Source organism: Klebsiella sp. SWET4, assembly GCF_024296565.1.
Lineage (GTDB): Bacteria > Pseudomonadota > Gammaproteobacteria > Enterobacterales > Enterobacteriaceae > Klebsiella > Klebsiella variicola.
On the sequence record NZ_JANCOB010000014.1, the window covers coordinates 1 to 19,291 of the forward strand.

21 protein-coding genes and 1 pseudogene are annotated in these 19,291 nt (G+C 53.4%); 17 read left to right on the top strand and 5 right to left on the bottom strand.

Annotated elements, in window-relative coordinates; translation table 11 throughout:
- From NKJ21_RS23815 to NKJ21_RS23830, 4 genes are all read left to right on the top strand, one after another.
- Positions 1 to 498: polymorphic toxin type 50 domain-containing protein (locus tag NKJ21_RS23815; RefSeq protein ID WP_254733255.1), on the top strand; the 498-nt coding region annotated here is incomplete at its 5' end.
- 14 nt (positions 499 to 512) lie between these two features.
- Positions 513 to 812 (top strand): hypothetical protein, encoded by a 300-nt coding sequence (locus tag NKJ21_RS23820; RefSeq protein WP_032105472.1) that lies wholly within the window; start codon positions 513 to 515, stop codon positions 810 to 812.
- Positions 813 to 927: 115 nt separating this feature from the next.
- Positions 928 to 2,049 (top strand): VENN motif pre-toxin domain-containing protein, encoded by a 1,122-nt coding sequence (locus NKJ21_RS27710; protein WP_239270567.1) that lies wholly within the window; start codon positions 928 to 930, stop codon positions 2,047 to 2,049.
- Positions 2,046 to 2,303, top strand: a complete 258-nt coding sequence (locus NKJ21_RS23830) for a hypothetical protein (RefSeq protein WP_023297152.1) — start codon at positions 2,046 to 2,048, stop codon at positions 2,301 to 2,303. The genes NKJ21_RS27710 and NKJ21_RS23830 overlap by 4 nt, the downstream gene beginning before the upstream one ends.
- Positions 2,304 to 2,440: 137 nt before the next feature.
- Here NKJ21_RS23830 and NKJ21_RS27885 read toward each other — a convergent pair whose 3' ends face one another.
- Positions 2,441 to 2,542, bottom strand: a complete 102-nt coding sequence (locus NKJ21_RS27885) for a SymE family type I addiction module toxin (protein ID WP_071787500.1) — start codon at positions 2,540 to 2,542, stop codon at positions 2,441 to 2,443.
- Positions 2,543 to 2,967: 425 nt separating this feature from the next.
- Between NKJ21_RS27885 and NKJ21_RS23840 the strand changes: the two genes are divergently transcribed.
- The 3 genes from NKJ21_RS23840 to uraH all read left to right on the top strand — a co-directional run bounded on the left by NKJ21_RS23840 (position 2,968) and on the right by uraH (position 4,672).
- On the top strand, positions 2,968 to 3,432 hold the full coding sequence (locus tag NKJ21_RS23840; RefSeq protein WP_071787335.1) for a glycine zipper 2TM domain-containing protein: 465 nt from the start codon (positions 2,968 to 2,970) through the stop codon (positions 3,430 to 3,432).
- Between the two features lie 90 nt (positions 3,433 to 3,522).
- Positions 3,523 to 3,897 carry a hypothetical protein gene (locus NKJ21_RS23845; protein WP_139788730.1) on the top strand — a complete coding sequence of 125 codons (375 nt, stop codon included), beginning with the start codon at positions 3,523 to 3,525 and terminating at the stop codon, positions 3,895 to 3,897.
- A gap of 373 nt (positions 3,898 to 4,270) precedes the next feature.
- Positions 4,271 to 4,672, top strand: coding sequence for a hydroxyisourate hydrolase (gene uraH, locus NKJ21_RS23850; protein ID WP_008805473.1), 402 nt, complete (start codon positions 4,271 to 4,273; stop codon positions 4,670 to 4,672).
- A 78-nt stretch (positions 4,673 to 4,750) separates the two neighbouring features.
- On the opposite strand, the gene NKJ21_RS23855 is transcribed toward uraH, so the two are convergent.
- Positions 4,751 to 4,921 carry a hypothetical protein gene (locus NKJ21_RS23855; RefSeq protein WP_002892370.1) on the bottom strand — a complete coding sequence of 57 codons (171 nt, stop codon included), beginning with the start codon at positions 4,919 to 4,921 and terminating at the stop codon, positions 4,751 to 4,753.
- A 324-nt stretch (positions 4,922 to 5,245) separates the two neighbouring features.
- Here NKJ21_RS23855 and NKJ21_RS23860 point away from each other — a divergent pair.
- Positions 5,246 to 5,386 (top strand): annotated as a pseudogene (locus NKJ21_RS23860) (hypothetical protein).
- Positions 5,387 to 5,431: 45 nt separating this feature from the next.
- On the top strand, positions 5,432 to 6,736 hold the full coding sequence (locus NKJ21_RS23865) for a citrate synthase (RefSeq protein WP_038422199.1): 1,305 nt from the start codon (positions 5,432 to 5,434) through the stop codon (positions 6,734 to 6,736).
- A gap of 50 nt (positions 6,737 to 6,786) precedes the next feature.
- Here the strand turns inward: NKJ21_RS23865 and NKJ21_RS23870 are convergent, their stop codons facing one another.
- A complete protein-coding gene (locus NKJ21_RS23870; protein WP_022064705.1) occupies positions 6,787 to 7,092 on the bottom strand; it encodes a hypothetical protein in 306 nt (101 codons plus the stop codon).
- Entirely contained in the window at positions 7,070 to 7,732 is a 663-nt protein-coding gene (locus NKJ21_RS23875; protein WP_012968790.1) for a LuxR C-terminal-related transcriptional regulator, read from the bottom strand. The genes NKJ21_RS23870 and NKJ21_RS23875 overlap by 23 nt, the downstream gene beginning before the upstream one ends.
- 471 nt (positions 7,733 to 8,203) lie before the next feature.
- On the opposite strand from NKJ21_RS23875, the gene NKJ21_RS23880 reads away from it, so the two are divergent.
- The 4 genes from NKJ21_RS23880 to NKJ21_RS23895 are packed head-to-tail and all read left to right on the top strand — an operon-like array spanning position 8,204 to position 12,991.
- Positions 8,204 to 8,764, top strand: a complete 561-nt coding sequence (locus NKJ21_RS23880) for a fimbrial protein (RefSeq protein ID WP_012542568.1) — start codon at positions 8,204 to 8,206, stop codon at positions 8,762 to 8,764.
- 58 nt (positions 8,765 to 8,822) lie between these two features.
- Complete coding sequence (locus tag NKJ21_RS23885) at positions 8,823 to 9,518, top strand: molecular chaperone (protein WP_008805478.1); 696 nt, start codon at positions 8,823 to 8,825, stop codon at positions 9,516 to 9,518.
- Positions 9,519 to 9,528: 10 nt separating this feature from the next.
- Positions 9,529 to 11,964, top strand: a complete 2,436-nt coding sequence (locus NKJ21_RS23890) for a fimbria/pilus outer membrane usher protein (protein ID WP_239270568.1) — start codon at positions 9,529 to 9,531, stop codon at positions 11,962 to 11,964.
- Position 11,965: 1 nt separating this feature from the next.
- Positions 11,966 to 12,991, top strand: coding sequence for a fimbrial protein (locus NKJ21_RS23895; protein WP_008805480.1), 1,026 nt, complete (start codon positions 11,966 to 11,968; stop codon positions 12,989 to 12,991).
- 22 nt (positions 12,992 to 13,013) lie between these two features.
- On the opposite strand, the gene NKJ21_RS23900 is transcribed toward NKJ21_RS23895, so the two are convergent.
- Positions 13,014 to 13,880, bottom strand: a complete 867-nt coding sequence (locus NKJ21_RS23900) for a GNAT family N-acetyltransferase (protein ID WP_012542565.1) — start codon at positions 13,878 to 13,880, stop codon at positions 13,014 to 13,016.
- A gap of 510 nt (positions 13,881 to 14,390) precedes the next feature.
- On the opposite strand from NKJ21_RS23900, the gene NKJ21_RS23905 reads away from it, so the two are divergent.
- From NKJ21_RS23905 to cadB, 4 genes are all read left to right on the top strand, one after another.
- The gene (locus NKJ21_RS23905; RefSeq protein ID WP_008805482.1) at positions 14,391 to 15,311 is read left to right on the top strand and encodes a Kdo(2)-lipid IV(A) acyltransferase; all 921 of its coding nucleotides are present in this window, start codon (positions 14,391 to 14,393) and stop codon (positions 15,309 to 15,311) included.
- Between the two features lie 100 nt (positions 15,312 to 15,411).
- On the top strand, positions 15,412 to 15,684 hold the full coding sequence (locus NKJ21_RS23910; RefSeq protein WP_002892402.1) for a DUF1471 domain-containing protein: 273 nt from the start codon (positions 15,412 to 15,414) through the stop codon (positions 15,682 to 15,684).
- A 293-nt stretch (positions 15,685 to 15,977) separates the two neighbouring features.
- A complete protein-coding gene (gene cadC / locus NKJ21_RS23915; RefSeq protein ID WP_008805483.1) occupies positions 15,978 to 17,558 on the top strand; it encodes a lysine decarboxylation/transport transcriptional activator CadC in 1,581 nt (526 codons plus the stop codon).
- A gap of 365 nt (positions 17,559 to 17,923) precedes the next feature.
- A complete protein-coding gene (cadB, locus tag NKJ21_RS23920; protein WP_008805484.1) occupies positions 17,924 to 19,258 on the top strand; it encodes a cadaverine/lysine antiporter in 1,335 nt (444 codons plus the stop codon).
- Positions 19,259 to 19,291: the final 33 nt, after the last annotated feature.

The window sequence follows — 19,291 nt, forward strand, 5'->3', positions numbered from 1 at the left end:
ATGGCAGGCGGTCTGGCCGGGGACAGTACGGCGTCAGCCGTGGCGGGCGCGCAGGCCGGGAAGAACGCGGCGGAGAATAACTCGCTGAGTAAGAAAGATAAGATCTTCGATATCAACCCGATGCTGAAGATAGGTATTGAAGGGGCTGATGGCGATCCGCTGAAAGGCGGTGGTGGGATTGGTAAGTTTACGATTAATAAAGGACAACAGAACAAACACTTACCTGGAACTAATGAGTATAAAATAGCATCGGAAGCAGGTTTGAATAAAAGTATTCTTACTGTCTCACCTGATTTATTTTTACCCAAATTGGGAACTGGTCAGCAGGTAGGTAATACCCCAGTCGGTACCCCTGGTTCTAAGGAACGAATAAACTATGGTCAAAATATTGGAAACTATATTGACCCTCAGACTGGAGTGTCCACACCGACAACAAACGGCATAGTTCACTATGGTAAAAATGGTGTGCATATTGTTCCTGCAAGACCATCAGAGTAACTAAGGAATATATAATGGTTTTATATGATTCAAATGTGTATTTAAAACTTTCAGTGCAAAGAGCTTTATTTGGAAATGTGACTCCTAATATCAGAGCTGTTGTTGCTGAATTATCAGGTAAGAACATTAGCTTACTATTTTATTTTGATGGACAAATTGATGATGATGATAAAGAGCTAGTGTCAGTAATAGAAACTGAAATTATTGCTGATTTTGATGAAGATTTTACTGTTGACACGACGGTTAAGCGTCTTGATCCCCCACAACCGATAAAAAATAAAAATGGTTTACTGATATACATAAGAAAAGAGTAAAAAGAAGATCCCGACGAATTCCGGATCTTCTTTTTAACCGTCATTTTTTCTGCAACCCGTTGACGTTGCTAAGCCCCTACGGTAATTCCTTGGATTAACCGAGGTTCATCCGGCAATGTCAGCGGAGCAGCTTAAAGAGACGCAGACGTACAAAGATGAACAGGCGAAATACGGCACGGGCAGCGATATCCAGCGGGGTATCCAGGCAGCCACGGCAGCGCTGCAGGGACTGGCGGGCGGTGATATCGCCGGGGCGCTGGCAGGGGCATCGGCGCCGGAGCTGGCGAATCTTATCGGTCACGGTTCAGGGCTGAGTGACGGTGCCGCGATGGTGGCGCACGCTATCCTGGGCGGTGCGGTGGCGGCGCTGCAGGGCAACAGTGCGGCGGCGGGCGCAGCAGGTTCGGCAGCAGGTGAACTGGCCGCGAAGGCAATAGCGGGCATGCTGTACCCGGATGTGACGGATTTGTCCACACTGACAGAAGCACAGATGCAGACTGTGAGTACGCTGGCCACTATTTCAGCGGGGATGGCAGGCGGTCTGGCCGGGAACAGTACGGCGTCAGCCGTGGCGGGCGCTCAGGCCGGGAAGAACGCGGTTGAGAATAACTCGCTGGCGCATGTGCTGGCAGCGATAGAGGCCAACAAGCCGGGAACAGTTGAGTCATGGACAAAAGAGCAGCAGGAGCAAATCAGGGAAGCGTGCAGTGGTGGAACGCCGGTGTCATGCGAAACGGCAGTAGCCGCAATAGGTAGTGCAATGGCATGGCCATTATTACCGGGAGCAGCAGCTACAACCAGCCTGATAGGTGCTGGAGCTAATGCTGGAGTGGGCCTTCTGATTAACGGTGAAGTAAATCCAAATGACGTTATTCTGGGATACTGGACCGGCGCATTCACAGCAGGAACCGGAGTGTGGGGAACGATGGCAGTTAATGCTGGTAGTGGTGCCACATCAAATTATCTCAAAGGTGATGATCCTCTGAAAGGTGGATTGATCAGCGGGGCTGCTTCCGGGCTGGGTTATGGTGCAGGTAAACTGGTTGAATTACCGTTTGATAAAGTCCTTAATCCAATGAAGCCATGGAAAGATTGGATCTGGACAGATGTTGGAATGGGGATATCCAAACCTCTGCCGATTAATCCAGTGCCCGGCGTTGCTGGCAACATAACTGGTTCAGTCACAACAGAATATGGCAATGATCAAGCAGGAAAAACAACGGAGGGGCAGAAATGAAATTTTCACTCTCAAAATGGCTTTTGAGCCTGCTCTACTTAGTGATTGCTTTACCTATTGGAATATTTATTGCAACGGTTGCCACTCAAATTTTAATAAAATTATTTTATTTTAGTACTAGCGGATTGACTGTGGATTTATTATCCATCGATTATGTGAAAATTTTGAAAGGCAGCGTTGTTGGTGGCGTTATTGGAGCTATAGGTTGCTGGTTTGTGTACTACCAGCACTATAGGAAAAACAGACGCAAATAACGCTACCCGAGTGAGTTGTTGTAGAGAATAATTTACTTGGCGGTAGTGAAGATGCGCAGGCGGCATGCTTGCGATGTAAGCATCCCGGCAATCGCACCTGGATCTTCTTTTTAGCCGTCAGCACCTGACCGGCTCAATCACAGCCGTTCCTGTTCCATGCTGACCATCACCGGCGTGTCAGTGCTGAATCCCGCTTCTGCCAGCCAGTTACCGCACGACCTGTGTGAAGCGGACCCCACTCAGAGCCAGAGTGCTTCCACGACGGGAAGTACAGGCGACAGCGTGGTGATTGATCCCGGCTACAATAGCCGGAATAACATGATCATTATCACCGCCCATTGATCTGGCCCGCGACAGAAATATCAAAACAAATACGCGGTTATGAAACGACGGGATTGAGGTCATTGAAATAGTTGGTTGTGACCTGGGACCCGGCAGCGGTGGGGGAGACGTTGCATGATATGCCCAATTATCAGAGCTTAGTAGATTATTGCTGGCGTCAAATGGGGTTGGTGAGCCCTTGCCCTTCATCTTCAAATTTTTTCAGGATGACGTAATGATTAAAGCCTATAATACATATTATACCAGTAAACTTTTATCATTATTGTCCAGCTGATTATTTATGAAATGATGACGTTAATATGCAGCAAATGGAGAGGTTAACATGCTTAAAAAAATGTGCTTAATTGCTTTTACATTAGTTATTGCTGGATGTACCAATACCAGTCATCTTTCAGGTGATGTCCATTCTTCAGCCACGGCTGGACGCGTACAACAAGTTTTTTATGGCCAGCTGGTGTCAGTCAGAGCGGTGCAAATTCAGGCGGGTGATAACAGCAATGCGCTTGGCGCTGTCGCCGGAGGTGTCATTGGTGGTGTAGCGGGAAGTGCCGTCGGTGGCGGTTCAGGCCAAAGACTGGCGACGGCGACTGGCGCTGTTGCGGGAGGTTTAGCTGGTCAGGCGGTTCAGGCAAGAATGAATCTTGTTCAAGGGGTCGAGCTTGAAATACGCTTAGATGATGGAAGAACGTTCATGGTCGTACAACGTCAGGGGCCAACGCGATTCTCGGTAGGGCAACGAGTTGCCATTTCATCCGTAGGTGGGCAAACGACAGTATCCCCGCGCTAATTTTAATAGTTAATAACATAAATACCTAATGCCAGCTACGCTTTAAGGCTGGCATGGTAAAAATGGAATATCTCAAATTTAGGGTGTTTTATGAAAAAACCATCTTATTTTTTAAAGGTAATTTGCCTCTTTTTTTCAGGAACACTTATCGCTGGTTGCTCTGTGTTTATGACGAGTATTGGAAACTTGCAAACGATGAATGTCAGTTTTGTTTCAAACCCGCAGACAACCGTTCGATGCCTTAAAACCGGTGCGAAAATTAACGGTTTTATTCTTGATGATAGCCAGTTAACTGATGAGGGTAAGCTTTTCTTAACGAAACAAAATATGAACTCAGCCATTTCGATTATGGTCACGGAAAGTTTAAACGGTACAGGCTTACGGGTTCGTTTTGATAACAGAGATAACATCTTGATCGATGGCTGGAATAAAGCAATCCGATACTGCAGAAGCACGATACCCTAAAAACAAGGATGTCTTTTAAAAGCCGGAATATATCAGGCGTCAAGTCGCTCACCATTCTTATCAGTTTCAGGAAGAGAGGTGAGCTTGAGCGTAACACGCTAATCATGCTGCATGAAAATAAGTAGGCAACGTAGTCAGAAACACGACCATGCGCTGTGAGGCGTGCGAGAGTGCCAGGCTCTGGCCGCAAATCTTTTGCTTGCGGATAGCCTTCTCAGCAGACATATCCTCTCTCTATGATGAGGCCAGCTCGTCGGCCTACGGGAAGGGGGCAGACCAAATAACCGCAATCTGATAACAAAAAGTTTAATTTTTTTCCCCGCCGCGCTGACTATAGTTAGGGCACTTTCACTTGCCCAATAAGGTCACGATTATGAAATTAGTTATCGCCTCCGTAATTTCCCTGCTCAGCTTCAGCGCGCTGGCGGCGCCAGAGGGGACGCTCAGCGTACACATTCTTAATCAGCAAACCGGGCTCCCTTCACCGGGGGTGCAGATTGAGCTGGATAAACAGCAGGGGGAGAGCTGGCAGCATATCGCCACCGGTAAAACGGATGCCGATGGGCGGATTAAATCGCTCTATCCGCAGGCGGAGAATATGGAGCCGGGGGTTTATAAAGTGACGTTTAAAACCGGTGACTATTTTAAAAGCCAAAACATGAATACGTTCTTCCCGGTGGTCCCGGTTATTTTCAATGTCACAAAGCAAAATCAAAAACTGCATATCCCGCTGCTGCTCAGTCAGTACGGATACTCTACCTACCGCGGCAGCTGATGACGCAAGCCGCTATCCAGCCAACGCCTGCGCGTCTCCCGCAGGCGTCACGTTTTCCTCACACCACGATGTCCACGCCTAACGCTCGGTCTCTTTCTCTTTAAAGTGTTTAACAGCTTCGTCGTACATCGCCAGCAGGCCGGAAATTTCGCCTTCATATTGCGGCACGCGCTGGGCGCGAACGAGCTCAATCAGCAGCGCATAGGCTGCTTCTTCCGGGGCCGCATGTGGATTGATCAGTCCAGACATATCACCTCCTTAACAGTGGGCTTTTAGCCTACCCCTCGGCGGGAAAACGCAACAGCCTGATATGCAACCAGTACTTCTTATATGGCTCTTGTGAAACCTCAGAGGCGAAGACCTCGGCGGAAATCAATTGAAGGAGGGGTTATCCAGACCACTGGCGTGGCGGTTAGCGGTACATCTACACCGGCAGCAGGCTCATCATCAGCCAGGCGATGGTAATGCAGATGAGGGTCATCGACAGCACAAAATTCATGGTAGCTCTTCTTCATCCTTTCTTTACTCAGCGTAAATTTTGACAGCGATGATCGCCTTTATCCTTGGCGATTTGTGCCGCTATCCGGCGGTGGGCTGGGGAAAGACGGCCTGTTTCCCCGTGAAGGCCAGTAAAATATCCTCTTTGTCAGGGTTATAGTGATGACATCAATGAATAAGCGGCATCACATTGGTTATGTTGGTCTTTCCGCCTGAAGAATGACTTCAGGTCGCTGATAAGCTTGCTGGGGGACTAACAGGATGAGCACTACACCGTTAACGCTTTCTTTTGCCGGGCAACAACCGCCCATCGCCCTGCCGCAGGTGCCGGGAACGCGGGGGCCGGTGGGAGTCGACATGCGCGGGCTAAATCAGTCCGGATTCTGCAGCTATGACCCCGGCTTCGCCAATACCGCCGGATGCCAGTCGGCGATCTCGTGGATCGATACGGAAAACAGCGTGCTGCTGCACCGCGGCTATCCGGTAGATCAGCTGGCTCGCCAGTGCGATTTTCTCGAAGTGGCCTACATCATGCTGAACGGTGACGCGCCGGATGAGGCCAGCTATCAAACCTTTCGCGAGACCATCACCCGCCATACTCTGGTCCACGAGCAGATAGCCCGCATGTGCAGCGGCTTTCGTCGCGATTCGCACCCGATGGCGCTGATGTGCGCCCTGGTGGGGGCGCTGGCGGCGTTCTATCATGATGTCCTGGATGTGGAAAATCCGCAGCACCGGGCGCTGGCCGCCACCCGGCTGCTGTCGAAAATGCCCACTATCGCCGCCATGAGCTACAAGTACACCATTGAACAACCCGCCGCGTATCCGCGCAACGATCTCTCCTATGCCGGAAATTTCCTGCAGATGCTGTTTGCTATCCCGGCGGAGAAATATGTTCTGAATCCGGTCATCGAGCAGGCGATGAACCAGATCCTGGTGCTCCATGCCGATCACGGGCAGTGCGCCTCGACCACCACGGTGCGTGCGGCGGGCTCCTCCGGGGCGAATTTATTCGCCTGCATCGCCGCCGGGCTGGCGTCGCTGTGGGGGCCAATGCACGGTGGCGCCAATGAATCGAGCATGCGAATGCTGGAGGAGATTGAAAGCGTCGATCAGGTTCCGGCGTTTCTGCGCCAGGCGAAGCGCGATCCGCAGGCATTTCGCCGGCTGGGTTTTGGCAACTCGCGCTACCGTCACCGCGATCCGCGCGCCGGGATCCTGCGTGAAACCAGCCATCGGGTACTGGCGGAGGTAGGCATGTCCGACCGTTTGCTGCAGGTGGCGATGGCCCTTGAGGACGTGGCGCTGACCGACCCCTATTTTGTGGACAATGGCCTGTCGCCAAGCGTGGATTTCTATACCGCGGTGATCCTCAAGGCGATGAATCTGCCTTCGTCGATGTTTGCGGTGGTCACCGCGGTCGGTCGGACGGTCGGTTGGGTGGCGCACTGGAACGAGATGCACCAGGCGCCGCTGACCATCTACCGGCCACGGCAGATTTACGTTGGCGAGGGCTATCGGGATTACGTCTCCCGACGCGGCGAGCAGTCTGTTGACCCAAGGTAATGCGTACGGGCAGGAGGCGCGCGGCGCCTCCTGCCCAGGCGGGTTGCTACTTAGAGATGCCGGGAGAGCAGATAGTGCTCGACGGCGGTATATTCGGTTAACCGGGTATACAGCGCCAACAGGGCGCTGAGAAAAGCGCCTACCTCACAGGCTTGAGGTCCGGGTGTGGCGAGTAATGGCTGTAGCGTAGCTCTCAGTTGATCAAGGTCAGACTTCAGCACATACGGTATATGCAGGGTGCTGAGGATGGCTTCAGTCTGCTGGAAATCGTGACGAGATGGCAACGCCTCGTCTGCGCTTAGCCAGCTCAGGATAATCAACATAAGGCGATTTTTAGCGTAGAGATACGATTTCATGGCCTGTCTCCTGTCGGTAGTGGCGCAACACCATCCCCTGAACTTTGTTCATCAGTTCCACGTTATTTTTCACCGCCAGCTTGCTAAGGACGCGTGAACGGTAGTAGTAGACCCGTTTGATCGTGAGCTGCATGGTGCTGGCCACGTGACACAACGGCATTCCCCCCATCAACAGGCTGATTAAAAAAGTTTCCTTACGGGTCAGGTTATAGCTGTCAGGTATGGCGATATAGAGCTTGTCGGCGGGGGGCGACGTCCAGCGCGGAGCGCGGGCAAGCGCTGTACTGAGCCCGGCAAAACTGGTGATGAACTCTGCGCCGAGCACAATGGCGAGGCTGCTTTCGAGATCGCTCAACGGGTAGCCTGATTTGGCAAAAATAAAGATCCGGATCAGGGGATTAAACGATTTTAAACTGAGCGCGACCTGCAGTACTTCGATGCTGACGCTGCTGTAATCAATAAGGATGGTGCTTAACCGGGCTCCGGCATCGGTCGCAAAAAAAGTATAGAACATCTCACTCTGTCCGCTAAACGGGTAACAGAGCATTTCTTTAATATCCAGAGGCTTGCTGTTTGGTTCATTAATATACGCCTTCAGCGCAATATTAAAATATTCTGAATCCGCAATGCAGATCAACATAATGACCTCCTGGCATAAATACGCTGTGCATGCTGTCCTGCCTGATTCGACAATTTACTGTAGAGAATACCCGTCTGAAATAACATACTCCCTGCGCTTTCAATCGAGGGGGGAGAACGTGGGAGGAGGTGGTTAATAATGAGGGTGAGATATTTAGATCGCATTTTGCGAATATTTTATGGAAAACATATAATAAAAATTATCATTTATTTACAATAAGTTGTGCTTTTATTGTGCATTTGTTTTATTTCTTTTTCAGAGTGGTGTTAAGACTTTTCTATAAAAAGTAGAAATGGTCCTGGTGGCGAATTTGAATAATAAACAATGAAGTGAGTAGGATGTCAGTGCAGGGAAGGGGTTAAAAGATAACTGGTTAATCCAATGGAATGAGCATTAATAAATTGTACGTATAAAGTACGCCAGGGGTATTTCCTGAACGATTCTCCATAAGCGTGGTGATGAGGAGTGAATATGAAAAAATACAGCAGAGGAATGGCATCTTTCGTGGTGATGATGATGCTTTCTCCGGTAGCGGCACAGGCTGCTGATGGCAAAGTCACCTTTAATGGTGAAGTCATCGAAAATACTTGTACGGTAGTGAATAAAGATAAGACGGTGACCCTGCCGACGGTCCAGCGTTCAGCGCTCAGCAGCGCGGGTGAGACGGCGGGCGTGGTTCCCTTCACCATCGATCTGACGAGCTGCACCCCAGGGGCTGATGTCTCGGTGTACTTCGAGAAAGATCAATACGTTTCCACGGAGGGCCGACTAAAAAATACCCTGTCTGACGGCACGGAAGCAGAAAACGTCGATGTGGAACTGCTGAACACCCGGTTTACGCCGATTAACCTCGCGGAGAGCCCGGCGGTCGCTGCAGACGGCACCATTGCTCGCCCGGACGTGATCCCGGTGGCGGTGGCTGAGCAGGATGGTTCCGCCTCGCTGCCTTTCTATGCCCGCTACTATGCGACCGACGCCGCTACGGCTGGAAAAGTCGCTACCTACGTCAACTTTACGGTGGTCTATCCGTAAACCCTGTCCACGGCCCCGCTCAGGGGCCGTTTATCCACCCGGCAAGGAGGAGGTGAATATGCGGCGTATGGTTCTGGCATGGCTGCTGTCCTGCATTTTACCCTCGGCGGACGCCAGCATGGTTATTGACGGCACACGGATTATTTTTCCCGGCGACAAAAAAGAGATCGCCGTCCGGGCCACCAATATGGGGGAGACCCCCTCTCTGACGCAGGTCTGGGTCGACGATGGCCGCGTGCAAAATCAACCGGAAAAAGATTCGGCGCCGTTTATTGTGCTGCCGCCGATTGTGCGTATCGAGCCGGGAAAGGGCCAAAGCTGGCGCCTGGTGTTCAACGGCAGCCGTCTGCCGCAGGATCGGGAGTCGCTGTTCTGGTTTAATCTGCTGGACATCCCACCTGAGCCGAAAAACGGCACGGCAATCAATTACCTCCAGCTCGCGATACGGTCGCGTATCAAGCTGTTTTACCGTCCGGCAGGCGTGGCGGCGGAAAAAATGGCGCCGGAGAATGCCCTGCGCTGGGCGCTGGCTCCCACGGGCAATGGGCTGCGGGTGAGCAATGCCTCATCGCGCTATATCACCATCGACAGCATCACCCTTAACGGACAAAAACAGTCCGCTGGCATGGTCGCCCCTTTTTCCTCGCTGGAAATCGCGCTTAAAGGGGTCGCGCTGCGTACGCTGCCGGAGAAATTCAGCTTCACCACCATCAATGATTACGGCGCGGTAGTGAATCATAATTATCCTCAGTAAGGACATTATTATGAAACTCAGGGAGATCAAGTTTGGGTTGATGCTGCTCCTTCCCTGGCAGGAGGCATGGGCGGCAGAGGCGTTTAGTTTTAACCGCGCCCATTTGCACGGCGCCGCGCAGGTTGATCTCCAGAAATATCAATACGGTAATCCGCTGCACGCCGGACAGTATCGCAGCACGCTCTCGGTGAATGGCCGGGACCTGGCGGAAGAAACGTTTGTTATCCAGGAACGCGATGGCCAGCTTGAGCCCTGCATCTCGCCCTCGCTGTTCGACGCCCTGCAGCTGAAGGACGCCCAGTGGCCGGCGGCGGCCACCTGCCTGCGCTTTTCGCAGATCAATAAGGCGATCGGCTGGGAGTATGACAGCGGGGAAAACGTCCTGCGGGTGAATATGCCCCAGGCGCTGCTGCAACCCCATTATCGGGGGGCGGTGAACCTGAAGAAGGTGGATAGCGGCGTGCCCGCCGCAGTGCTGCGCTATCAGGCCAACAGCTATCAGAGCATCGTCGACGGGGATAGCAGCAGCCATCATTATCTCGGGCTGGATGCCAGCCTGCGCGCCTTTGGCTGGCGTTTACATCACCAGTCCAGCTACCAGGCGCAGGAGGGGAATACACACTGGGATAGCATTGCCACCTGGGCTGAGAGAAGTGTAGTGAACTGGGCGTCCACGTTACGGCTGGGTCAGGGATGGACCGACGGAACCTTCTTTGACAGCGTCAGTTTTATCGGCGGCAGGCTGGCTACCGATGTGCGCATGCTGCCGGGCTCCCGCCGCGGCTTTGCGCCGTCGGTTAGCGGCGTGGCGCGCACCAATGCCCGCGTGACGGTCACCCAGAACGGCGCCCTGTTGTACGAGGCCACGGTTCCGCCGGGCAAATTCACCTTTGACGATCTCTATCCCACCAACGCCGGCGGCGATTTACAGGTAACGATCCATGAGGCGGACGGCAGTCAGGAGACCTTTACCGTGCCGTACGCCGCGCTGCCTGGCCTGGTGCGGGCAGGCGCGGTCTACTATGACCTGTCGCTGGGCTATCTGGATGAGGACGGGATCGCCGGGCGGCCGGGATTTGGCGAAGCCACGGTGCAGTACGGCTTCAATGACTATGTCAGCGGCTATACCGGCGCCAACGCGACGACGGATTATTACTCGACGCTGGTCGGCAGCGCCTTCAATACCTACTGGGGGGCGCTGGCGGTCGATCTTTCCCGTTCTGCGGCGAAGGGCAGGGAACGCGGCTGGCAGGAGGGGTATCGCTGGCGGGTATCCGCATCAAAATCCTTCGCGTCCGATACGCGGATGCTGGTCTCGATGAGCCACAGCAACGACGGCAACTATCGTTCCATTCGCGACGCCGTCCAGGAGCACGACCGTCACCCCAACGACTGGCGGGAGATGACCCGCTACAGCGCGACGTTGTCTCAGCAGGCCGGCAGCGGCAGCCTGTCGTTTAACGGAATCTGGAGTGAGGATGTCCGCCACCACCGCTGGCGCTCCTATCAGCTGGGGTACGCCAACCGCTATGGTCAGCTCAATTACTACCTGTACGCCCAGCAGAGTCAGGATATTCATCACCGCAATAATCAGGTGGTGGGCGTCTCCTTTTCGCTGCCGTTCGGGCTGGCGGGCAGCCTGACTACCCGCTTTAACCATGATAAGAACTACGGCAGCCAGCTGCAGTCCAGCTATACCGGCAGCGCTGGCGAGAAAAATGCCTTTAGCTATGGCCTGACCGCCAGCTACGACATGCCGCGGGAGAACCCGCACGAGGCCAGCGTTGGGGGCAACGGTAGCCTGCGTACGGATTATGCGTACCTGAATGCCAGCGCCAGCGCCGGTCGCCACCAGCAGCAGTACTCGCTGGGGGCATCGGGCGCCCTGGTGGCGCATCAGGGCGGAATGACCGCCACCCCCGAACTGGGGGAAACCTTCGCCATTGTGGAAGCGCCCGGCGCGGCGGGCGCTCGGGTGGCAAACCGCCTCGGACAGCCGATAAACCGCCAGGGTTTTACGATCATCCCTTACCTCGATCCCTTTACCGATAACTGGCTGGATCTCGATCCGCAGGGTCTGAACGACCATGTGGAGATTGTCTCCAGCAGCACGACGGTGGTGCCCGATTCGGGCGCGGCGGTGAAGGTCAAATTTGTCACGCGTACCGGCTATCCCTGGTTTGCCCATGTCACGCTGCCGGATGGCGCGGCGCCCCCGCTGGGCGCGGAGGTGTTTGACGACAGCGGTCGGGCGGTTGGCGCCGTCGGTCAGGGCGGGCTGCTGTATGCCCGGGTGCCGCAGGCCGACGGCAGCGTCTCGGTAGTATGGGGCGAACGCAGCGGGCAACGCTGCCGGTTGGCCTATGCCATCCGCGGCGACGCGGCGCAACAGGTTAGCCGCGGTACGCCGCATCAGGTCTGCCGGCCGGGAATAAAGGAGAAGTAATATGAAAAAAATCATCGCATCAGGGGTACCGCTTCTGCTGGCCGGCGGATACTGCGCCTCGCTGTCGGCAGCGTGCCAGATGGTCAGTGGCAAAACTATCGAGTATTCAGTGAACGTCAGCCAGGCCAGTATCAACCTTGACGTCAGCAATCGCCCCATCGGCTCCCTGCTATACAGCTACGGAGGGATGATTATCACTAATAACGAACGCTGGGAGATCGCCTGCAGCGGCAGCGAGCCCGGCGGGTTTCAGAGCATCGGCGGCTCACGGGTCGGCCCGGCGGGAGACGGCAAGCCCGGGGATATCTACAGCATCGACCGCCTGCCGGGCATTGGTTACAGCTTCCAGATGGGGGAACAGGATGGCATTAATTTCGATCCCCTGTTCACGGCCTGGCCCTCAGCGCCGGTATTTTCCGGCCAGCGCGCATTTCAGGCGGAAAATAAAAAACCGACCATCTATTTCTGGCGGATTGCCGATAACGGCGGTCTACCGCCGCCGGGCGAGTATTGCCTTAACGATTACCTTGGCGATATTTATCTTGGCGGAGTACAGGCGATGCGCTTTAGCGTCAGTGGGCTCTGTATTCAGGTCAAATCACCCACCTGCAAGATTACTGACGACAGTAAAAACATTAACGTCTTCCTCGGGCGGCATAACAAAACCGCGTTTACCGGGCTCAACAGCACCACCGCCCCGGTTCCTTTTAACATCAACCTGACGAACTGTGAAAATGTCGGCAGCGTGTTTATGCAGTTTAACGCGACGGTGGACAGCGCTGTCGCCGCCAACGAGGTGATTAAAATCGATGACCAACCTGAAGGCGCATCCGGACTTGGCGTGCAAATCCTCAGCGCCGGCGGCGCGCTGGTGCCGCTAAACCAGGTGAGCCAGGTCTGGTCCGGGAATAAAGGCAGTCAGACGAACTATCGTTTATCCTATCAGGCCCGCTATATCCAGACGCAGCCCGCAGTGACTGCGGGCGAGGCGAACGCCAGCGCGACCTTCGTGGTGACTTATAACTGATCGGCCTGACGGCGTGGCGTCGTCAGGCATGCGCCAGTAAAGGAAACATCAACTTCCTGTCTTTAAACAGGTTTTCCTTCTGGTCATAGACGAAGAGGATATCTTCTCCCTCTATTTTCTCATACTCGCCGAGCCGGTCTTCATTAGGGGTAAAACCGAGGATGGCCTGGTAAACATGGTCATCGGCCAGTTCGTTGACCAGCGTCGACAGGCTCTTACCCTCCTCGCAGAAGAGGTCAAAGCAGATCAGCACCGGACCGTTTTGCATGGCGATGACCACTGCCTCATTTTTTGCCGAGTAATAAACAAAATGCTTCATAAAGGCTGAGCAGTAAAACATCAGCAGGCCAAAGTTATGCTCCACCCGCAGCGGTGAGAACGGGTTGGATTTTTCATAGTAATGGCGGAGCAGGGCGACATCGTCAGCGCTGTCCATATCCAGTTTACGAAAATCACCGGCTCGCGGGGAAACCGGCATAATATATTGATGCTCTTCGCTGCGGGTGAAGCCAAATTTGGGGTAAAAATCCACCGTGGTGGGATTGGCGAATAAAAAGAAGGCGTCCGCCTCCTGCTGCCAGTCCTGCAGGATGTGATGGATAAGCTGGCCGGCTAATCCCTTATTACGGTGGTCCGGTTCGGTCATCACGGTGCCAATCTGAATATAACGCCGGGGCTCGCCCTGCCAGCGCAGGTCGATGATATTGGCCGAGGCGTTAGCGATAACTTTATTGCGTTCGACAAAGGCGTAGGGGATATAGGCGTCGGTCCAGTAACCTTGCTGATACCACTCTTCAAAAGACAGATCAAAAGTCTTAACGGCAAGGTCAATGAAGCTTTTTCTTAATGGGCTATTTTCTCTGACTTGCTTCACTAATTGATAATTCATTGTCATAGTTCCTTCTCACTATGGCTTCTGAAAGCGGCGACGTCGGCAAAGGCACTTGCGTCGAATGAGCGCTGTAAACGTAGCATATCTGGGAAAAGGATCCGCAATGTCGATGCTTAACCTTTGCCCCAGTCACAAATAACCGCATGCTGGCCATATCAGACCGGGCTGAACGGCCTGTTTGCGTTTGCTATCGCCATAATAGAGCGTGAGTAAACGAGGCACTGGTCGAGAGGCTGAGGCAAATGTACTGGCGATTTTATCGACAATCGGCCGCGCCGTAGAGGTTAGGTTTATTTATTTATGCATTAAACAGGAAATTTTACGCGATCTGCCTAATAATAGAGTAGCCGTCATCGCAAGGGCTGAAATTACTCAAGGAGCGACGTATAATAACGCCCTTTGTGTCTGAGTATTACCGCACGAATTGGAAAAATATAACATGCAGGATCCGCTACTTTATTTCGCGGTTTTTGCTCAGCTATTATTGAGTGAATTAACAGGATTACTATGTCAAATTTACCCAAATTTTCCCGCGCGCTTTTGCACCCGCGTTACTGGCTGTTGTGGCTGGGAATTGGCTTTTTGTGGCTGCTGGTGCAATTACCGTATCCGGTGATCTACCGTCTGGGAACGGCGCTTGGGCGGCTGGCAATGCGGGTGATGAAAAGCCGCGCGCGGATTGCCAGACGTAATCTCGAACTCTGCTTTCCCGAGATGAGCGCCGCCGACCGCGAGGCGCTGCTGGTGAAAAACTTTGAATCGCTGGGCATGGGGCTGATGGAGACCGGCATGGCCTGGTTCTGGCCGACGCACCGGGTGGCGCGCTGGACCGAGACCAGCGGCGTTAACGAGGTGGTGGAGCTTCTGGAACAAAAGCAGGGCATCTTACTGATCGGTATTCATTTTCTGACCCTCGAAATGGGGGCGCGAATGTATGGCATGTTTACCCCGGGCATTGGCGTCTACCGGCCCAATGATAATCCGCTGATTGACTGGCTGCAGACCTGGGGACGCTTGCGTTCGAACAAGACCATGCTGGATCGAAAAAATCTGAAAGGGATGGTCAGGGCGCTGAAAGAGGGGGAGATCCTCTGGTACGCGCCAGATCACGATTACGGCCCGGCCAGCAGCGTTTTTGCCCCGCTGTTTGCCGTCGAGCAGGCGGCGACCACCACCGGCACCTGGATGCTGGCGAAAATGTCCGGGGCGACGATTGTGCCGTTTGTTCCGCGGCGCAAGCCCAACGGCATGGGGTATGAATTGATCTCTCTGACGCCAGAGCGCACGCCGCCGCTGGCGAGCGCCGAGGTCACGGCGGCCTGGATGAATCAGATTATCGAACAGTGCATCCTGATGGCGCCCGAGCAATATATGTGGCTGCACCGGCGTTTTAAGACTCGCCCGGAAGGGGTACCGCCGCGTTACTGAACGCTTCGGCCGAAAAATAAGCGCATCGGTAGCACGCTCAGTAAATCGCCGTCTATACTGAAAGAGCCTGACTGAAGGCTAATTCCAAGGAGATTGCAGGATGAAAAAAGTGATAGTCGCGTTAGCCCTTTCCGCCGTTGCATTTGGCGCGTCCGCCGCACAGTTGATCACCAAAGAAGAAGTGAAACACTTCAAACTGACCAAGGTCGGACCGATCTCGGTAGGGCCGTCCGGTGGCGAGTTCTCTTCACCTTCCGATCTGCACGATCAGCTCTCTAAGCTGGCCGATGAGAAAGGCGGAAAATATTACGTGATTACCGCCGCGCGCGAGCATGGTCCAAACTTCGAAGCCACAGCGGAAGTGTATAAATAACCTTTTTAAAAGCGTGCCGTAGCGGCGCGCGACGCATTGAGCCTGGAGCGCGTTAAGCCTCCGGGCTCATTTTTTTTCTGCCATCGGAATTGCCTTAGGCAATTGCGGCAGCGGAAATGCGTTTTTATCGCTATATATAAATTTCATGATCACGATGTTAATGAATTATTGCTTTTTATTGTTGATAAAAAGCCAATTCTGACCTAATGCCTGAGGGAGTGACCCCTGGCAAAAATAGGTAGGACAAATGTGTTATCATCGCGCCTTTCCCTTTTTGTCTGGGGCTTTCTTGTATGCTACAACCTGTTGTTCGCGTCGGTGAATGGCTGGTAACCCCCTCTGTAAACCAAATCAGCAGGAAGGGGCGCCAGCTTACCCTTGAACCGCGTTTAATCGATCTTCTGGTCTTTTTTGCCCGCCATCCGGGGGAAGTGCTTAGCCGGGACGAGCTTATCGAAAACGTCTGGACCCGGAACGTTGTGACCAGCCACGTCGTCACGCAGAGTATTTCCGAACTGCGCAAGTCGCTCAAAGACGGCGACGACGTTAGCCTTGAGTACATCGCGACGGTACCCAAACGGGGGTATAAGCTCACGGTGCCGGTGATCTGGTGCACCGAGGAGGGGGAGGAACTCGCCCCGCAGGTGGAGGCGCTGACGCCTTCGTCGTCGACCGCTATTCCCGTGCCACCGGCTGCCGGTGGGCCGCCAGAAGCCCCCGACTCCTCCGCCGATCTTACCGCGCCGGTGACAGCGCCGGCGGCGGCTCCCGCTGTCGCCAGCGCGCCATCGGCCCGCAAACGCCTCACCACCGCCCTGGTGTGGGGGCTGTTCCTGTTAGCGCTGGGCACCTGTGTGGCGCTGGTGGCGCTGTCGAGCATGGAGTCGCGGCCGCCGGTCAACAAGGCGCGCCTGCTGCTCAATCCGCGCGATATCGATATCCACCTGGTCAATGGTAACTCCTGCGCCAACTGGTCGTCGCAGCACTCTTACGCGGTCGGCCTGGCCAGCCTGATCACCACCTCGCTGAACACCTTCTCGACCTTTATGGTGCATGACAAAACGGACTACAACATCAATGAGCCGAGCAGCTCCGGGAAAACGCTGACCATTGAGTTCGTCAATCAGCGCCACTATCGGGCGCAGCAGTGCTTTATGTCGGTCCAGCTGGTGGATAACGCTGACAGCTCGACGATGCTGGATAAACGCTACTTTGTGACCAACGACAACCAGCTGACCATTCAGAACGATCTGATGAACAGCCTGTCGGATGCCCTGACGCAACCGTGGCCGGCGCGGATGCAGGCGATGCTCAGGCAATATCAGCCCTCGCAGAGCGTGGCGTTAACCTATTTCTACCAGTCGCATCAGCTGTTAATGAAGGGCGATGTTGATTCATTAAGTAAAGCCAGTAGCCTGCTGGATGATGTGATTAAGCGGGCGCCGGATTTTATTTACGCCTATGCCGAAAAAACGCTGGTGGATGTATTACGCCATTCGCAGCAGCCGCTGGACGATAAACAGCTAGCTGCCCTCTACAGTGAGGTTGAGCGGGTAGGGGAGATGCCGGGTATTAAAGACATGGCGATTTATTATCAAATAAAAGCGGTAGATTCGTTGGGTAAGGGTAAAGTCGACGAAGCGAATACCGCGATTAACAGTGCGATTGATTTAGAGATGTCGTGGCTGAATTATGTGCTGTTAGGCAAAGTCTATGAGATGAAAGGAGAGAACCGACTGGCTGCCGATTCTTACATCACCGCGTTTAATTTACGGCCCGGCGGGGATACCCTGTACTGGATTGAAAACGGTGTTTTCCAGACATCAGTTAATCGTGTGGTACCGTATCTCGACAATTTCCTCTCTTCAGAATAAGTAAACCCTCATCATGCGCAAGGTTTTGGGCATGATGAGGTTAAATTTATGTTTCTCATGAAGTCTCCTGTTGTTATTTGTATTTAGCATTCAGGAGGCTTTGAATAACACTTCAGTAACACTTACCTCCCTCTCTAACTCCATGTAATTAAACGATGTTTATCTTTTTCTGACACCCTGTTGTCATGTTTATATGTTAAGCGAAAAAGGTCAAAATATCATTTGTCTGATGTTTGTTGTTATTTCACTTTATCTTTAGGACTTATCTCGTACAAATCAGTAATCTTGTTGGTAGTTGGTCGGGTCAATTAATGGTTCTGTATCATGATCTGTACCTCCCAAATAAACTTAGGAGAAAAACAACCATGAGTTCTGCCAAGAAGATCGGGCTATTTGCCTGTACCGGTGTCGTCGCCGGTAATATGATGGGGAGCGGTATTGCATTATTACCTGCGAACCTGGCCAGCATCGGTGGTATTGCCATTTGGGGCTGGGTAATTTCAATTATTGGTGCGATGTCTCTGGCTTATGTTTATGCCCGACTGGCCACTAAGAACCCGCAACAGGGTGGTCCAATTGCCTACGCCGGGGAAATATCTCCCGCATTCGGTTTCCAGACCGGTGTGCTTTATTATCATGCAAACTGGATTGGTAACCTGGCCATCGGGATTACCGCAGTTTCTTATCTCTCAACGTTCTTCCCAATTTTAAATAACCCGGTGCCAGCAGGTATTGCCTGTATTGCCATCGTGTGGATCTTTACTTTCGTTAATATGCTCGGCGGGACCTGGGTCAGCCGTCTGACCACTATTGGTCTGGTACTGGTGCTTATTCCAGTGGTGATGACCGCGGTTGTCGGCTGGCACTGGTTTGATGTCGCCACCTATCAGGCGAACTGGAACACCTCCAGCACCACCGATAGCCACGCGGTCATTAAAAGTATCCTGCTCTGCCTGTGGGCCTTTGTTGGCGTCGAATCCGCCGCCGTGAGTACCGGGATGGTGAAAAACCCGAAACGTACCGTACCGCTGGCAACCATGCTGGGTACTGCGATGGCCGGTATCGTCTATATCGCCGCGACTCAGGTTATCGCCGGTATGTATCCTGCTTCTCAGATGGCCGCGTCCGGTGCGCCGTTCGCGATTAGCGCCTCTACCATTCTCGGCGGCTGGGCTGCTCCGATGGTTTCCGCTTTCACTGCCTTCGCTTGCCTGACTTCTCTGGGCTCGTGGATGATGCTGGTTGGCCAGGCCGGTGTACGTGCCGCCAACGACGGTAACTTCCCGAAAGTGTATGGCGAAGTCGATAGCAACGGTATCCCGAAAAAAGGCCTGCTGCTGGCGGCGGTGAAAATGACCGCGCTGATGGTGCTGATCACCCTGATGAACTCCGCCGGTGGTAAAGCTTCTGACCTGTTCGGCGAACTGACCGGTATCGCGGTACTGCTGACCATGCTGCCTTACTTCTACTCCTGTGTTGACCTGATTCGTTTCGAAGGCATCAACATTCGTAACTTCGTTAGCCTGATTTGTTCGGTACTGGGTTGCGTGTTCTGCTTCATCGCGCTGATGGGCGCAAGCTCCTTCGAACTGGCCGGCACCTTTATCGTTAGCCTGATTATCCTGATGTTCTACGGTCGCAAAATGCACCAGCGCCAGAACAACGCAACGGATAACAACAGCCCCGCTAACGCGCACTAATCAGTAACCCTTTTTCCTGAGGCTCCTTCCATC

Excerpts from the sequence above, each read along its gene's own strand:
- NKJ21_RS23880 (WP_012542568.1), top strand. The coding sequence starts at position 8,204 with ATGAAAAAATACAGCAGAGGAATGGCATCTTTCGTGGTGATGATGATG.
- NKJ21_RS23895 (WP_008805480.1), top strand. The coding sequence starts at position 11,966 with ATGAAAAAAATCATCGCATCAGGGGTACCGCTTCTGCTGGCCGGCGGA.
- NKJ21_RS23830 (WP_023297152.1), top strand. The coding sequence starts at position 2,046 with ATGAAATTTTCACTCTCAAAATGGCTTTTGAGCCTGCTCTACTTAGTG.
- cadB (WP_008805484.1), top strand. The coding sequence starts at position 17,924 with ATGAGTTCTGCCAAGAAGATCGGGCTATTTGCCTGTACCGGTGTCGTC.
- cadC (WP_008805483.1), top strand. The coding sequence starts at position 15,978 with ATGCTACAACCTGTTGTTCGCGTCGGTGAATGGCTGGTAACCCCCTCT.
- NKJ21_RS23840 (WP_071787335.1), top strand. The coding sequence starts at position 2,968 with ATGCTTAAAAAAATGTGCTTAATTGCTTTTACATTAGTTATTGCTGGA.
- NKJ21_RS23845 (WP_139788730.1), top strand. The coding sequence starts at position 3,523 with ATGAAAAAACCATCTTATTTTTTAAAGGTAATTTGCCTCTTTTTTTCA.
- NKJ21_RS23905 (WP_008805482.1), top strand. The coding sequence starts at position 14,391 with ATGTCAAATTTACCCAAATTTTCCCGCGCGCTTTTGCACCCGCGTTAC.
- NKJ21_RS23875 (WP_012968790.1), bottom strand. The coding sequence starts at position 7,732 with ATGTTGATCTGCATTGCGGATTCAGAATATTTTAATATTGCGCTGAAG.
- uraH (WP_008805473.1), top strand. The coding sequence starts at position 4,271 with ATGAAATTAGTTATCGCCTCCGTAATTTCCCTGCTCAGCTTCAGCGCG.
- NKJ21_RS23865 (WP_038422199.1), top strand. The coding sequence starts at position 5,432 with ATGAGCACTACACCGTTAACGCTTTCTTTTGCCGGGCAACAACCGCCC.
- NKJ21_RS23855 (WP_002892370.1), bottom strand. The coding sequence starts at position 4,921 with ATGTCTGGACTGATCAATCCACATGCGGCCCCGGAAGAAGCAGCCTAT.
- NKJ21_RS23900 (WP_012542565.1), bottom strand. The coding sequence starts at position 13,880 with ATGAATTATCAATTAGTGAAGCAAGTCAGAGAAAATAGCCCATTAAGA.
- NKJ21_RS23890 (WP_239270568.1), top strand. The coding sequence starts at position 9,529 with ATGAAACTCAGGGAGATCAAGTTTGGGTTGATGCTGCTCCTTCCCTGG.
- NKJ21_RS23910 (WP_002892402.1), top strand. The coding sequence starts at position 15,412 with ATGAAAAAAGTGATAGTCGCGTTAGCCCTTTCCGCCGTTGCATTTGGC.
- NKJ21_RS27710 (WP_239270567.1), top strand. The coding sequence starts at position 928 with ATGTCAGCGGAGCAGCTTAAAGAGACGCAGACGTACAAAGATGAACAG.
- NKJ21_RS23870 (WP_022064705.1), bottom strand. The coding sequence starts at position 7,092 with ATGAAATCGTATCTCTACGCTAAAAATCGCCTTATGTTGATTATCCTG.
- NKJ21_RS23820 (WP_032105472.1), top strand. The coding sequence starts at position 513 with ATGGTTTTATATGATTCAAATGTGTATTTAAAACTTTCAGTGCAAAGA.
- NKJ21_RS23885 (WP_008805478.1), top strand. The coding sequence starts at position 8,823 with ATGCGGCGTATGGTTCTGGCATGGCTGCTGTCCTGCATTTTACCCTCG.